Source organism: Phyllobacterium sp. TAF24 (genome assembly GCF_052113785.1).
Taxonomy (GTDB): domain Bacteria; phylum Pseudomonadota; class Alphaproteobacteria; order Rhizobiales; family Rhizobiaceae; genus Phyllobacterium.
This window is the reverse complement of the sequence record NZ_JBFRDN010000022.1, coordinates 76,524-91,435: the sequence shown is the minus strand read 5'-3', so window position 1 is coordinate 91,435 and position 14,912 is coordinate 76,524. Positions and strand designations below refer to the sequence as shown.

The window sequence follows — 14,912 nt, the reverse complement described above, 5'->3', positions numbered from 1 at the left end:
GACGTATATTCCACGAAGATCTTCGAAATGTTGTGTGAATTGCATTTGTATCTACGTTCGCCCTGCGCGAATTTTGGGCGGCCACTTCCACGGGAAAAGTCAATTGTTCCGTGTGAAGGCCCAGATACCACTTTCAGTTGGGGAGGTATCTGGCTCGAACAGTCGTCATTCACTCCAGCAAAGCTTAAAAGCGTGGCTTTCTCTCCAGATTTGGCCGTCGCCTTTTCAGTACTTGATCCAACTTTTGCTACAGTCGGATCAGCCGTTTGACATGCGGACATCAATAGGCCCGATGACACCAACACCACGCCAGTCAATACAGTCTTCAATTTCATTTTTATCCCCAAGATCATTCTAATTCGTTACGGTGATACGGAAGCTGTAATAGTCAAAAGACCGGTTATCTCCCATGATCGTGCTCGAAATATCGATCGTGTCCGTACCGACGAAACCCGGCGCAGGCGTGTACACAGGTGCGACCGCGGAAGCACGGCGCGAATTGCATTTATGCAATGCGTGACCAGCGCCAAATGCCGGGAAAATGGACGAGCGCGTGATCTTCACTGTGCCATGCTGAGGACCAGAAACCACCTTAAGCGTCGGATGCCACGTCGTTGAGCAGTCGGGATTAATTTTATAAACATTGGTCAACAGGACTTGCTGCCCCGCTTTGGTCGAAACCGCATAAACGGTAGACCCTGTTCTCGTAATGGATTGATCTGATGTTTGACACGCGGAAACCAACAGGCCCGATGATACCAACACCAAGCCAATCAATGCTGTGTTCAACTTCATATGTTACCCCCCGATAAGTAATACACCCTATGTAAATGGATATTTATCGGACCGCCAGAAGACAAACAGCAAATAAAAAGGTTTTTCTACGGAAAGAATACAATATGGAAGCGGCGGGCAGCATGGGCTGCGCCGCTTCCCTCACCAAACAGATCAGCGGATGAAATCGGTGACCCGGCGGATCGTAACGCGCCGGTTGCGCCAGTCTTCATACTCGGTCTGAACAAGCAAATATTCCTCGCCATAACCAACTGTCTCGAGCGCACGCGGTGGAACACCGAAATAACGCACGAGATCGCGCTTGAGCGATTCAGCTCGCTGCTCGGAAAGAATCTGATTTGGCTCGTACGATCCTACCGCATCCGTATGCCCCTCGATCAGGAAAACCTCGTTGCGGCGCCGCCGTCTCAGAACGCGGTTCAGCCCATCCGCAATACGCTCTACCTTGTCCTGCTCCGAACGAGGAATAGCCGCTGAACCAAAGGCAAAGTTGATCGACTGTATATCAATCGACGGTGCATAACGGCGCAGTTCGGGACGGCGCTTGAATTCACGCACAGTCACACGGCGTTCCTCAGGCAAACGCATGCGCGGAGCGGCTTCAAGGCGCCGCTCTATCTCATCAGCACTGGGCATCTGACGCGATTGCGCAAAAGCGGGTGCAGCAACGGTTGCTGCAGCAAGACCAAACAACAGGCCACGACGATTGATCATAGACGTTCTCTCCTTCCAGACAGGCGTTTCCACTGCCTTGATTGTTGAAGAAGAAATAGCGCAGCAAAAATGAAGCGGGCATGAACGCCCCACTCCGCAACCGAAGATTGTAGTTACAACCAAGCCTCAATTTCCGCATCGGCAAATCCAACAGGATTGAACCCCATCCGCTGATACATTTGCAGGGCGCGCGGACTGTCGAGCGTATTGGTTTCGATAATCACCTTTTCCGGGCTGCTCATCCACGCGGCAGAAATGGCTTCGTTCAGGAAAAATTTGGCAAGTCCCCGCCCCTGAAACTCCGGCACAAGACCGAAATAAAGGATTTCCGCGACACCCGGTTCCTCATTGAGCACCAGTTCGAAGAACCCGGCTGGCGAGCCATCCACATACAATACATGAATGGCGACGCAATCCCGGTGAATGATCGCGGCCAAGGCTTCGTCGCTAAGGTTCCTGTGCACGAACCAATGATGCGGTTTGCCGACCTGCTCATAGAGAAAACGGTAAAACGGCAGGGAAATATTCGTCGCCGACATGATCGCCAGTTTGAAGCTGGCTGGAGTTGCAACGGAATAAACAGGCCGGTTGGTCATCTCAAGCAGCGTTACACGCGTCTTTAAAATCTTTGGCTTGCTTGCCTCGGTCATTATTCTGCTTCGCCTGTCGCAACAGGCGTTTCCTTGTGCGCGCCCCACTCGCTCCACGATCCGTCATAGAGGATATTATCCTTATGGCCGAGAGATTCGAGCGCAAGGGTAATTACGGCAGCAGTGATGCCCGAACCACAACTCGTGACGATGGGCTGGGACAGGTCAACACCGGCATCGTCAAACACCTGACGCAAACCCGGCAAATCCTTCAGATAGCCTTTGTCGGCCAATGTCGAAGACGGCACATTGCGCGCGCCGGGCATATGACCGGAACGAAGGCCCTCGCGTGGTTCCGGGTCCTTGCCGACAAAGCGTCCTGCCGCGCGCGCATCGGCGACCTGACGCGATCCACTGTCGACGATCTCTCGCATATCGGCGAAGCTTGCCACCTTATCCGCCTGAAACTTTGGTACAAAGGCCGACGGCGCAATCTTGGTTACCTCATCGGTCACCGGCCTGCCGTCATTCTTCCAATTGTCGAAACCGCCATCCAGCACAAACACATTCTTTGCGCCCATGGTGCGCAACATCCACCAGACACGCGGCGATGTGTTCATGCCGGGGCCGTCATAGACGACAATCGTATCATCATTCGTAATGCCCATGCTGCTGACTGCCGCGGCGAAAGTTTCAGGCTTGGGCAATGTATGCGGCAAAGGAGAATTCGGATCGGACAGTTTTTCGTGATCGAAAAACACGGCCCCCGGAATATGAGCGGCCTTGTATTCACCTTCGGCATCACGATTGAGAAAGGGAAAATACCAGGAAGCATCGAGAATGCTTAAGCCCGGTTGACCCAGCCGTTCCTGCAACCAGTCGGGGGAAACCACAAACGCGCTCTTGTCTGCCACGGTCATTCTCCTTCCGGCAAGGCGCCGAAGCGGATACGCAACCGCCGGTTTTCCTTGCCCTTCTTTTCTATTTTTCCAATGTGGATCGCACCAACTTCGCCTGTTGTAGCCGTATGGGTTCCGCCGCACGGCTGCGAATCGATGGAGGCATCCTTACCGATACAGACAAGACGGATACGGCCTGTCCCACTGGGCGGGCGCACATTCTTTGACTTGATAAGACCGGGATTGGCTGCAAGTTCTTCGTCCGTAATCCAGCGCGTGAAAATCGGATGGTTGGCATTAACCAGTTCCATCAGCTTTTCCGTCACGCTTTCCTTGGTCACTCCGGCATCCGGCCAATCAAAGTCAACGCGGCTGTCATCTTCGGCAACCGAAGCGCCGGTAATTGGAAACGGGCAGACAACACTGAGCAAATGACAGGCCGCATGCATGCGCATCAGCTTGTAGCGCCGGTCCCAGTCAATGCGCAGGGTCAGCTTTTCGCCAATGGCAGGCACCTGTTGATCGGGTGCGGGCACATGGATAATTTCTTCCTTGGTCTCACCCGTTACGGTCGCAGCGATGACAATTATGCTGCCATCATCGCGGACAAAAACACCGGTATCGCCGGGCTGACCGCCTGATGTCGCATAAAAAATCGTCCGGTCGGTGAGAATGCCACCACGCTCATTGATCGCAAGAACCGTGGCTTCCGTCTCTTTCAGATAGGAATCGTCGCGGAAAAGAATTGTCGTGTCATATGCCATTAAAGTCAGCCTTCGAACGGAACGGATATGTTTACTTTCGCTTCCATCCAGCGGGGAACTGGCAGGTCTTTGGAGCGCAGGAATTCCGGATTGAACATTTTTGACTGGTAGCGGTTGCCATAGTCGCAGAGGATGGTGACGATGGTGTGGCCGGGACCAAGATCGCGTGCCAGACGGATCGCCCCGGCAATGTTGATGCCGGAAGAACCGCCAAGGCAAAGCCCCTCTTCTGTCACCAGATCAAACACCACATCCAATGCTTCCGCATCCGGTATCTGATAGGAAAAGTCAGGCGTGAAATCTTCAAGATTGGCCGTTACCCGGCCCTGCCCGATACCCTCGGTGATCGAACTGCCCTCAGCCTTAAACTCGCCTGTTGTATAGTAGGAGTAGAGCGCCGCACCCAGCGGATCGGCAAGGCCGATCTTGACGTCCTTGTTGCGCGCTTTGAGCCCGGCAGCGGTTCCCGCAAGGGTGCCACCAGAACCCACCGCACAGATAAAACCATCAACCTTGCCATTGGTATCGCGCCAGATCTCCGGCGCTGTGGTTTCCACATGGGCCAACCGGTTGGCAACATTGTCGAACTGATTGGCCCAGATAGCGCCATTCGGCTCAGTTTTTGCCATCTGCTCGGCAAGACGGCCAGAAACTTTCACATAATTGTCGGGGTTCTTGTATGGAACCGCCGGAACCTCGACCAGTTCCGCACCGAGCAGGCGCAGCGCGTCTTTCTTTTCCTGGCTTTGCGTTTCGGGAATAACGATGACCGTGCGATAGCCCAATGTCTTGGCCACCATCGTCAAGCCAATACCGGTATTTCCAGCCGTACCCTCAACGATGACGCCGCCCGGGCGTAGCAGGCCGCGATTCTCAGCATCGCGGATAATATAAAGTGCTGCGCGGTCCTTGACCGACTGTCCGGGGTTCAGAAATTCAGCCTTGCCGTAAATATCGCACTCGGTCAAAGCCGATGCCTTGCTCAAGCGGATTAGCGGCGTGTTTCCGATGGCGTCGATCACTGAATTCAACATGGGCCAAGTCCTCATTCTGCTTGGCTTGAACCTATTTGCCCCTCGCGCGCCGTTCAAGCGCCGAATGGCAGAAAGTCATGAAAATGCAGGTCTTTATTTCTTGGCAGGAAAGCAGGACGCCAAGCGCGCCCCAACAAAAAGGCCGCCGATACGATGTATCAACGGCCTGATTGGTTATCTCTAAAGCAGCTTATGCAGCCTTGGCGCCAAAGCTCTTGCGCTTGGCACGGCGGAACGGACGCTTCTGTGCCGGAGCGCCGCCATCATTGCTCCAGACCTTTTCGCCGCGCGGCTCGCGTGGCTTGCCCGGTGCCTGACCGCGATGCGGCTTCTTGCCCGGTGCGCCATTGCCACCTTCGCGGCGTGCTGGACGCTGGTCGTTGCTGGCAACACGTGCTGGCAGCGTCGACAGATCAATAGGCGAATCGGCAAGCGGCAGACGCATGCGCGTGACGCGCTCGACGGCCTTGAACTTGGATGCTTCTTCGGCTGGATCATAAAGCGTGATCGCATTGCCCGATGCACCGTTACGGCCTGTACGGCCAATACGGTGCACGTAGCTTTCCGGCTCATCCGGCAGGTCGAAATTGATGACGTGGCTGATACCGACGACATCAATGCCGCGAGCGGCAATGTCAGTGGCAACGAGAACACGAACCGAACCATCCTTGAACCCGTTCAGCGCGCGCTGGCGGGCATTCTGCGACTTGTTGCCATGAATGGCAGCCACTTCATAGCCGTCCTTTTCCAGAACGCGGGTCACTGCATCAGCACCATGCTTGGTACGGGTAAAGACGATAACCGAAGACAGCGTTGCATCTTTCAGCATGGCCGAAAGAACCTGCTTCTTCTGCTTGGTCGGGATCATGTGCACAACCTGCTTGATTTCAGCAGCTGTGGTGCCCTGCGGCGCTACTTCCACGCGAATAGGATTACGCAGCAGGCTTTCAGCCAGTGTTGCGACTTCCTTTGGCATGGTTGCGGAGAACAGCGCAGTCTGGCGATCGCGGTGTGTGCCCTTGGCAATGCGCTTCACATCGTTGATGAAGCCCATGTCGAGCATGCGGTCGGCTTCGTCGAGAACGAGCCAGCGGGTTTCCGACAGATCAATGCGGTTGTCGCGCACGAGATCAGTCAAACGGCCGGGCGTTGCAATGAGAACGTCAACGCCACCCTGCATCTTGTTGATCTGCGCCACGCGGGATACGCCGCCAAGCACAAGAGCAGTCGAGATATGCGCGCCCTTGGAGAGCTTGCGAACAGTTTCTTCGATCTGCACGGCAAGTTCGCGGGTGGGTGCGAGGATAAGCGCGCGGGCAGTCTTGCCCTTGCGCTTGTCGCCGATGGTCAGGATTTTCTGCAGGATCGGCAGGCTGAATGCCGCCGTCTTGCCGGAGCCCGTCTGGGCAATGCCGAGAATGTCCTGACCAGCGAGCTGTGCCGGGATGGCCTGTTCCTGGATTGGCTTGGGAGTAGCCATTCCAGCTGCCTCAACTGCTTTGAGCAGGATGGCATTCAGACCCATGGCGGCAAAGCCGGTGTTTTCTATATTTTCCAATTCAATCTTCTTTCATTGGCCAAGCGTGATGGGAGATCACGGACCATAAACACATCACAGGGCGCAACCTGCATGTAACTTATTCGGGATGAACGACGAGACGCGGGGAACCAAAGATTCCATGCGACTTGCGCAGCCGTGCCTGAGACAGTGTGCCAACAGGACTTAGACGCCACGAAGTCCGCAATCGGAAGACCGGAGTGTCCGGTCCAAGCGCCTGAGCCGCATATGGGCTTTCTTTGGCAAAAAAGCAAACGATTTTATTGTGCGCCGCGAAATGGCACTCTGATCATCCGGCTAAAGTCAGCGGCTCATCCGGACGTCCGGCACTCAGATTGCTGTTATAGAGCGCAGCAATCACATCGGATTGTGTGACTATGCCGACAAGCTTCTCATTCTCATCGGCCACCGGCAAATGATGCAGTCCCCTATCCGCCATCGCTGGCACCAGCTCCGTCACCAATGTCTCTGGCCGGACGAAGTGAACCTCTGAGATCATGATGTCGGCCACCGTGCGCTGCGCCCGGCGATCCAGCTTGACGGCCCGGCGCAGACGGCGCGCAAGACCAATGTTCAGATCACCGTCCCGATCCCAATTGGCATTCTCCATAAAATCGGTCTGCGTCACGATACCGATGATGTTGCGATGGGCGTTGACCACAGGCAGCGCCTTGATGCGATGCTTGACCAGCAAAGCCCATGCGAGATGCAATGGCGTATCAGCTTTTACCGTTGCAAGGTCAGTAGACATGATCTGTTCACAGCGCACCTCGCCAAAGCGGCGGCGATACGCCTGCATCTCGGTCTTATGCAGGATAGCATCAAGATCATCAGGGCTGATATTGAGCACTTCATCGTATTGCCGGAGCACCGTATCCAAGTCAGCAGGTGTAAAGCCCAGTCGACGTGTTGGCAAAGGATCAGCGGTTTTGTGTACGTTGACAGACGGTGCTGGAACAATATGCGGATAGCGACGGCCTGTCAGATTATTATAGACCAAGGCTGCAATCAGCAGCAGCAGGGAATTGAGCCCCACCGGCCACAGCACAAACCCATAGCCAAGATTATGAACGACGGGACCACCGAGAACCGCGGTCAAGGCAACCGCACCGCTTGGTGGATGCAAGGAGCGGGTAGCAATCATTGCGAGAATAGCCAGCGAAACACCAACAGCCGAAGCGATAACCAGATCAGGAATCCAGATGGCGCAGGTAACGCCGATCAAAGCAGCAATTGTGTTGCCGACAATAATTGACCACGGCTGTGCCAGAGGACTGGACGGCACAGCAAACAAAAGCACAGCCGACGCCCCCATTGGGGCAATCAGAAGTGGCACTGCGGTGGTTGGGCCAAGAGCAGTCTCGCTGACAACGCCGGTGATGAACACGCCAAGCAATGCACCGAAACAGGCGCGCAGCCGTTCCATCCCGCTGACCGGAGCCAATGCAGGCAAGAACCGCTGCAACGCGATTATCCATGATTTCATGATGCATTCCTGAAGCTGCGCATTACATGCGCATACCTTTTGCTGCATCAACTGGCAAAGAATGAATTACTCAAGATTGAGAATAATTCAGAATAACAATCCAAGATTGCATCCAGAACCCGCCTATCTGGCAAATCGCTTTGCGCCTGCCACGCACAGGATGACAGCCATCGTCACAAGGATCATCGACCAGCCAACGGTCTCATGCAGCAGTGTTGCCGCCAGAACCAGTCCGAAGAACGGCTGCAGCAACTGCAACTGCCCCACCGCTGCGATGCCGCCCTGTGCAAGACCGCGATACCAGAAGATGAAACCAATCAGCATGGAAAACAGCGAGACATAGGCCAGTCCCAGCCATGCACCCTGCCTGATCGAGCCCCAGTCATGCGGCATGGTGTAAAGCGTCAACAGCAGCATAAGCGGCAATGACAGAACCAGCGCCCATGAGATAACCTGCCAGCCGCCGAGCCTGCGGGAAAGTTGGGCACCCTCCGCATAGCCAAGACCGCAGACAATGACCGCCGCAAACATCAGAAGATCACCAGTCAATGACGCAGTCACGCCCTGAAACAACGCAAAGCCTACGACGAACAGGCTGCCAAGGCAGGAGAAAACCCAAAACACCGGACGCGGACGCTCGCCACCGCGCAGTACACCAAAAATAGCCGTCGCCAATGGCAACAGGCCGATGAACACAATGGAATGGGCAGACGTGACGTGCCGAAGCGCCAGCGCGGTCAGCAGCGGGAAGCCGACGACAACACCGAGCGCCACCACGAACAACGACATGAGGTCCGCCTTTGCCGGACGCTTCTCACGAAAGGCCAGCAACATGGCCAGCCCGAGCAGCCCGGCAATGGTGGCGCGGGCGACGGTCAGGAAAACCGGATCAAAATCGGCCACGGCCACGCGTGTAGCCGGAAGAGAACCACTGAAAATCAGCATTCCTACAAATCCGTTGATCCAGCCACTCGTCATCTTGTCCATTATCGCACCTCATCTTCCCTGCCGCATTTTCGCTCAGACAGAATCGTTCCGTCAGGCAGGAACTGCTCCAGAGATATCGACGGATAGGCATGGATTTTCCAGAGACGGTACAGTACAATATATCCAAACTGTAATGGGATAATGAGCAGTACAGATGGATATTTCTTCGCAAGACGGCACCCTTGTCGAACAGGTGATGCAGGCTATTCGCCAGCGGATTGCCGGACGAACGCTCGGACCCGGCGCGCGTCTGCCGTCAATCCGCAGCTTTGCCGTCATCATGCAGGTGTCCAAATCGACCGTTGTCGAAGCCTATGACAGGCTTGCGGCTGATGGCACAATCCAGTCGCGCCGCGGTTCCGGCTTTTATGTTGCCGGCCATATGCCGCCATTATCATTATCGGAAATCGGACCACGGCTTGATCATGCCATCGATCCGCTCTGGGTTTCGCACCTGTCGCTTGACGCGGATGAGGATATGCCCAAACCCGGATGCGGCTGGCTGCCCGCGTCCTGGATGCCAGAGTCTGGTGTACGGCGTGCGCTGCGGACACTCGCCCGTGCCGAAGATGCACTCCTCACCGATTATTCAACGCCACTTGGGTTGAAGCCACTGCGCCAATTGCTATCCCGGCGTATGGCTGAACATGGCATCGACGCGGCATCCGATCAGATCATCATCACCGAATCCGGCACGCAGGCCATTGATCTGCTTTGTCGCTTTCTGGTCGAACCCGATGACACAGTCATCGTCGACGATCCCTGCTATTTCAATTTCCACGCGCTGTTGCGCGCACACCGGGTCAAGGTCATCGGTGTACCCTATACGGCCAATGGACCAGATCTGGACCGCTTTGCCGAGGCTTTGGCGGAACATCGCCCTCGCCTCTACATCACCAACTCGGCCCTCCACAATCCAACAGGCGCTGTACTTTCGCCGGTTATTGCCCATCGCCTGCTCAAACTGGCAGAACAACATGACCTCACCATCATCGAGGATGATATTTTCGCCGATTTCGAGCATGAACCTGCTCCACGCCTTGCAGCTTTTGATGGGCTGGAGCGCGTTGTTCACATGGGCAGCTTCTCAAAATCGCTATCCGCTTCGGTGCGGTGCGGTTTCATCGCTGCGCGGCGGGATTGGATCAGTGGTCTCGTTGATCTGCGCATAGCCACCTCGTTTGGTGGCGGACGGTTATCATCAGAACTGGTTTTGCTCATGCTGAAAGACGGCACCTATCGCAAGCATATGGACCAGTTGCGGGCACGTCTTGCCCAGAACATGGCTGAAACAGGCACGAGACTAAAGGCGCTCGGACTGGTGCCATGGATCGAGCCACGCGGCGGCATGTTTCTGTGGTGCAAATTGCCCGATGGGGTCGACGCAGCGAGTGTAGCCCAAGCGGGACTTAAGGAGAGAATAGTCTTCGCTCCCGGCAACGTGTTCAGCCTCACCCAATCGGCGCACAATTATATGCGCTTCAATGTGGCTCAATGTGCTGATCCGCGTATTTTCACGGTGTTGGAAACCGCCTTAACCAGCCGCGAGCATGTTCTGCAGCGTTAGCACCGTGCGCCAATTGCGCGCCGTCAACGGCACTTTCAACACTTTGTCGAGTGCTTCGGCCATTTTCGACGTGCCGAATCCGTCAGGGGTGTAGAGATACAGCACGCGGTTGCGAACCGTGAACTCTTCCGTATCACCGGCCTTGCTAGCAAGTTCCACCAAAGCAGCATCGGTCGGGTCATCATCCATGATCACCGCATGCAGGTTTTTCGGATTATCCAGCGCCTGCGGATAGGCGTTCTTGTTGACCATGCAGTTCCACTCATCCTCGCTGCGGATGGTCACGCGCGACGAAAACCCAAAGGTTCGTGGAAAAATCTCAGTGATGGTTTCAGCAACCCGGCGCGCAGTCTGGTCAGATGTCAAAATCACATTGCCACTTTGAACATAAGTCCTGACATCGCCAAATCCGGCGACAGCCAGAATTGTCCGCAATGTCTCCATTTTGACGATCTTGTTGCCGCCCACATTGATGCCTCTGAACAGAACAATATATTTGGTCATAGTGCCCCCTTGTCGATCTGTTCCGCCAATTGCGCCAGCTTCAACACGGTGTTCCAATTGCGTGCCGTTGCCGCGACCTTGAGCGTTGTCTCGATCTTGCTGAAGAGTTTGGATTCCGATGCGCCCTGCGGCGGATAGTAATAAAGCACCTTGCCGTCGACCGCGAATTGCTCCGGTCCTGCGTTCTTCCTCTCAAGTGCTTTCACTGCCGCGCCGTCAGGTTCTTTTTCCAGAACATAAGCGTGAAGTTTGTTGCCCTCGCTGGCACCTTCCCGAAACGGGTTTGACGCTATAAGTTTCTTCCATGCGGATTTGGTAACAATCATGATTGATTTGGAAAAACTAAATCTCTCCAATGTGATATCAGCAATTCTTTGTACGATTTGTCTCGGCGTCCGGTCAGATACCAGAATGACATTGCCGGTGTTGATATAAGTGACAACCTTTTCAAAACCATCTTCAAGCAAGGCAGCTTTTAGAGGCTGCACCGGCAGCAATGTTGCACCGCTGACGCCGCGAAACAGAATGATGTAGGTTGTTTTGCGGCCCATCTATCTAACGCCAAGAATGCGCTTCCACAACGTTCCGCCAATTCGTTTTCCAATGACGAAATAGGCAATCAGAAGAGCCAGGAAGACCAGCGCGGGCCATCCATTGAGGGAAAAACCGTTTTCAGTCCTGCCGCCAAGGAGCGTAGCGACCAGAAAACCCAAAACAAAAAAAGCAGTTATGAAATCAAGAATAAACGCAAGAATGATGCGCCAATGCGCTGTTGGCCGTGGTTGCAGATCGGTCATTTAGAATATCTACCCCTTCAGATTGCATTCCCCTCGGCAATCTTACAGGCGATTCAACCAACTGCAATCGCAAGAAATTAGATAATCAGCCCAGCGATTGTTTCGTTGTCAGTTATGTCCTGATAGGCCCAGCCTGCTTCATCAAAGCGCTGGAACAGGGCATCAAAGTTCGCCTTTTGCTTGGTTTCGATGCCGATCAGAACCGAGCCGAAATTGCGCGCAGATTTCTTGAGGTATTCAAAGCGCGCCACATCGTCCTCGGGGCCAAGCAGATCGAGGAATGAGCGCAAGGCACCCGGACGTTGTGGGAAGCGGAAGATGAAATACTTCTTCAGCCCCTCATAGCGCAGCGAGCGTTCTTTCAGTTCCGGCAGGCGTTCGAAATCGAAATTGCTGCCTGAAATGACGAGGATGATGTGCTTGCCCTTCAGCTCGCTCTTCTTGAAATCCTTAAGCGCATCAATGGCAAGAGCGCCAGCGGGCTCCACCACGATACCTTCAATGTTCAACATCTCGATAATAGTTGAACTCAGCCGGTTTTCCGGAATCAACATCACAGAGTCTGCTGTGAACTCTTTGAGAAGCTTGAAGTTTTCGCGACCGATCTCGGCAACAGCAGCACCATCGACAAAATTATCGACCGTATCGAGCTTGACCCTCTTACCCGCCTCCAGACTGCGTTTGAGGCTCGGTGCTCCCGCAGGTTCGACAAAGCGGAAACGCGTTTCCCAGCCAAGATCGCCCAGATAACGGGTGACACCAGCCGATAGACCACCGCCGCCCACGGGCAGAATGATCAGGTCCGGTTTGCGCTTGTCGGGAAGCTGCGCCGCAATTTCATGCGCAACAGTTGCCTGCCCGGTGATGATGTCAGCATGATCAAAGGGGGGCACCATGACCGCACCCTTTTCCGCAGCAAAATCTTGCGCAGCTGCATAACATTGGTCGAAAATATCGCCGACAAGACGGATTTCGATGAACTCACCGCCAAAAGTCCGCGTCTTGTCGATCTTTTGCTGCGGGGTTGTGACAGGCATGAAAACCACGCCATGTTTGCCAAAATGGCGGCAGATGAACGCAAAACCCTGTGCATGATTGCCAGCGGAAGCACAGACAAACGTCGAATCCTCCGATTTGTGCTCGTTCAGATAATGGGCAATGAAATTGAACGCGCCACGGATTTTGTAGGAACGAACCGGCGATAGGTCCTCGCGTTTCAGCCAAATCTGCGCGCCGTACTTCTGCGAGAGATAATGATTGAGTTGCAGCGGTGTTTCCGGGAACAGCGCGCGCATCTTTTCCGTCGCGCGGTCCACAGCTTTGATGAATGCAGTCATAGGAACAGGTCAACCTTCTCGAATGTTCTGACATCGATAATGCCGACATCGGAAATACGCAATTCGGGAATGACCACAAGCGCCAGCAGCGAATGCTGCATGTAAGCGTTGTTGAGACTGCATCCCATGGCCCGCATGGCATTGACAAGCTTGTCGGCTTTTGCGGCAACAACTTCCGCCCGCTGGTCGGACATGAGACCAGCAATCGGCATTTCCACCAGCGCCAGTTCCCGCCCTTTTGAGAACAGCACCACACCGCCGCCGACTTCACCCAGACGATTGGCGGCCTTGGCCATATCATCCTTGTTGGTGCCGACGACGATCATATGATGGCTATCATGGGCGACAGTCGACGCCATGGCACAGTCAAGTGTGTAACCGAAGCCGGAGACAAAACCGTTGACCACGGCCCCAGTACCGCGATGCCGCTCCACCAGCGCGATCTGGCACACATCATTGCGGCGGTCCATCTGCACGATGCCATCGGAAACCGACAGTTCTGCCTCAAGTGCCTTTGTTGGCGCTTGGTTCTCGATAACGCCAATTACCCGTGCCGTAACGTGTTTGGAGGGTCTCGGGGCCTTGATATCGAAATCCTTGGCATTGAGCTTCTTGCCAAGCTTGATCGTGTTCTTGGCAAAGGCCGGATAGTTATAAACAGGGATCTCCGCTGCAAGCTTGCCCTTTTCCGCCAGAAGCACACCGCGACCATAGACCCGGTCGATGGTGAGATTAGCAAGGTCCGACACAATCAGAAAATCAGCGAGACGACCGGGCGTGATCGAGCCGATCTCGCGCTCCATGCGGAAATGCTGAGCTGTATTGAGCGTTGCCATCTGGATTGCAGTTATGGGCTTCAACCCCTGCGCAATGGCATGGCGCACCACCCGGTCCATATGACCATCATTAACGAGCGTACCGGAATGACTGTCATCGGTGCATAGGATGAAATTGCGCGGATCAATCCCCTGTTCCGTCACGGCCTTGATCTGGCTGGCGACATCATACCACGCCGAGCCCAGACGCAGCATGGCGCGCATGCCCTGACGCACCCGGGCAATCGCATCTTCCATGCGCGTGCCTTCATGGTCATCCTCGGGTCCGCCTGCCACATAACCGTGGAATGCACGCCCCAGTTCCGGCGAGGCAAAATGCCCACCAACGGTCTTGCCCGCCTTGACGGTCGCATCGATACCACCACGCATGGTTGGGTCATTATTGGCGACACCGGGGAAATTCATCACCTCACCCAGCCCGACAATATTAGGCCAGGTCATGGCCTCAGCCACATCATCAGGGCTGATGGATGCGCCAGCATTTTCGAGACCAGGAGCTGAAGGGACACAACTTGGCATCTGCACATGCACATTGATCGGCATGGCCAACGCTTCATCATGCATGAGCCGGACACCTTCTAAACCGAGCACATTGGCGATTTCATGCGGGTCAATGAACATGGAGGTCGTGCCGTGCGGAATGACGGCGCGCGTGAATTCGGTGACGGTCACCATGCCGCTTTCGACATGCATATGGGCATCGCAAAGACCCGGCACGAGGTAACGCCCACCCGCATCGATAACCTTGGTCTTCGGCCCGATGCAATGTTCCGCACCGTGCCCGACAAAGGCAAACCGTCCGGCAACGACAGCAATATCAATGCCTGCAATAATCTCACCCGAATAAACACTGACAAGACGGCCATTGCGCACGACAAGATCAGCGTGACTGCGGCCCATGGCAACATCCACCAGCAAGGCGGCTGATTCTGTCCATGCCTGCGGTTTGTTACCGGTTGGCGCCTGTCTGCTCATCTCATCACCTCATTCACTGCTTTCACAATGCATATACCAATAAAGACGCTTTCGCGGCGCATTCATCAA

Annotated in this window: 16 protein-coding genes; 1 reads left to right on the top strand and 15 read right to left on the bottom strand. The window is 54.9% G+C overall.

Features of this window, described 5'->3' with window-relative positions; genetic code table 11:
* The 10 genes from AB4Y96_RS18500 to AB4Y96_RS18455 all read right to left on the bottom strand — a co-directional run.
* Positions 1 to 335, bottom strand: a 335-nt coding sequence (locus tag AB4Y96_RS18500) for a hypothetical protein (RefSeq protein ID WP_441918997.1), incomplete at its 3' end; no start/stop codon positions are given.
* Positions 336 to 354: 19 nt separating this feature from the next.
* Positions 355 to 795: a hypothetical protein gene (locus tag AB4Y96_RS18495; protein WP_091877311.1), complete on the bottom strand. Its 441-nt coding sequence runs from the start codon at positions 793 to 795 to the stop codon at positions 355 to 357.
* 153 nt (positions 796 to 948) lie between these two features.
* Positions 949 to 1,509 carry an OmpA family protein gene (locus tag AB4Y96_RS18490; RefSeq protein WP_441918995.1) on the bottom strand — a complete coding sequence of 187 codons (561 nt, stop codon included), beginning with the start codon at positions 1,507 to 1,509 and terminating at the stop codon, positions 949 to 951.
* Positions 1,510 to 1,622: 113 nt separating this feature from the next.
* Positions 1,623 to 2,159, bottom strand: coding sequence for a GNAT family N-acetyltransferase (locus AB4Y96_RS18485; protein WP_441918993.1), 537 nt, complete (start codon positions 2,157 to 2,159; stop codon positions 1,623 to 1,625).
* Positions 2,159 to 3,013 carry a 3-mercaptopyruvate sulfurtransferase gene (gene sseA, locus AB4Y96_RS18480; protein WP_441918992.1) on the bottom strand — a complete coding sequence of 285 codons (855 nt, stop codon included), beginning with the start codon at positions 3,011 to 3,013 and terminating at the stop codon, positions 2,159 to 2,161. The genes AB4Y96_RS18485 and sseA overlap by 1 nt, the downstream gene beginning before the upstream one ends.
* Positions 3,014 to 3,015: 2 nt before the next feature.
* Positions 3,016 to 3,762 (bottom strand): alanyl-tRNA editing protein, encoded by a 747-nt coding sequence (locus tag AB4Y96_RS18475; protein WP_441918991.1) that lies wholly within the window; start codon positions 3,760 to 3,762, stop codon positions 3,016 to 3,018.
* A 5-nt stretch (positions 3,763 to 3,767) separates the two neighbouring features.
* The gene (locus AB4Y96_RS18470) at positions 3,768 to 4,796 is read right to left on the bottom strand and encodes a cysteine synthase A (protein ID WP_441918990.1); all 1,029 of its coding nucleotides are present in this window, start codon (positions 4,794 to 4,796) and stop codon (positions 3,768 to 3,770) included.
* Between the two features lie 190 nt (positions 4,797 to 4,986).
* Positions 4,987 to 6,321 carry a DEAD/DEAH box helicase gene (locus AB4Y96_RS18465; RefSeq protein WP_441919003.1) on the bottom strand — a complete coding sequence of 445 codons (1,335 nt, stop codon included), beginning with the start codon at positions 6,319 to 6,321 and terminating at the stop codon, positions 4,987 to 4,989.
* A 322-nt stretch (positions 6,322 to 6,643) separates the two neighbouring features.
* The gene (locus tag AB4Y96_RS18460; protein ID WP_441918988.1) at positions 6,644 to 7,840 is read right to left on the bottom strand and encodes an HPP family protein; all 1,197 of its coding nucleotides are present in this window, start codon (positions 7,838 to 7,840) and stop codon (positions 6,644 to 6,646) included.
* Positions 7,841 to 7,963: 123 nt separating this feature from the next.
* Entirely contained in the window at positions 7,964 to 8,827 is an 864-nt protein-coding gene (locus AB4Y96_RS18455) for a DMT family transporter (protein ID WP_441918987.1), read from the bottom strand.
* A gap of 154 nt (positions 8,828 to 8,981) precedes the next feature.
* Here AB4Y96_RS18455 and AB4Y96_RS18450 point away from each other — a divergent pair, with 154 nt between their 5' ends.
* Positions 8,982 to 10,394 carry an aminotransferase-like domain-containing protein gene (locus AB4Y96_RS18450; RefSeq protein ID WP_441918986.1) on the top strand — a complete coding sequence of 471 codons (1,413 nt, stop codon included), beginning with the start codon at positions 8,982 to 8,984 and terminating at the stop codon, positions 10,392 to 10,394.
* Here the strand turns inward: AB4Y96_RS18450 and AB4Y96_RS18445 are convergent.
* The 5 genes from AB4Y96_RS18445 to ade all read right to left on the bottom strand — a co-directional run bounded on the left by AB4Y96_RS18445 (position 10,362) and on the right by ade (position 14,843).
* On the bottom strand, positions 10,362 to 10,898 hold the full coding sequence (locus tag AB4Y96_RS18445; RefSeq protein ID WP_441918984.1) for a DUF1697 domain-containing protein: 537 nt from the start codon (positions 10,896 to 10,898) through the stop codon (positions 10,362 to 10,364). The genes AB4Y96_RS18450 and AB4Y96_RS18445 overlap by 33 nt on opposite strands.
* On the bottom strand, positions 10,895 to 11,449 hold the full coding sequence (locus tag AB4Y96_RS18440) for a DUF1697 domain-containing protein (protein WP_441918982.1): 555 nt from the start codon (positions 11,447 to 11,449) through the stop codon (positions 10,895 to 10,897). The genes AB4Y96_RS18445 and AB4Y96_RS18440 overlap by 4 nt, the downstream gene beginning before the upstream one ends.
* Positions 11,450 to 11,695, bottom strand: a complete 246-nt coding sequence (locus tag AB4Y96_RS18435) for a hypothetical protein (protein WP_441918980.1) — start codon at positions 11,693 to 11,695, stop codon at positions 11,450 to 11,452.
* Positions 11,696 to 11,772: 77 nt separating this feature from the next.
* A complete protein-coding gene (gene ilvA / locus AB4Y96_RS18430; protein ID WP_091877332.1) occupies positions 11,773 to 13,032 on the bottom strand; it encodes a threonine ammonia-lyase IlvA in 1,260 nt (419 codons plus the stop codon).
* The gene (ade, locus tag AB4Y96_RS18425) at positions 13,029 to 14,843 is read right to left on the bottom strand and encodes an adenine deaminase (RefSeq protein WP_441918978.1); all 1,815 of its coding nucleotides are present in this window, start codon (positions 14,841 to 14,843) and stop codon (positions 13,029 to 13,031) included. Before ade ends, ilvA begins: the two co-directional genes overlap by 4 nt.
* Positions 14,844 to 14,912 lie beyond the last annotated feature (69 nt).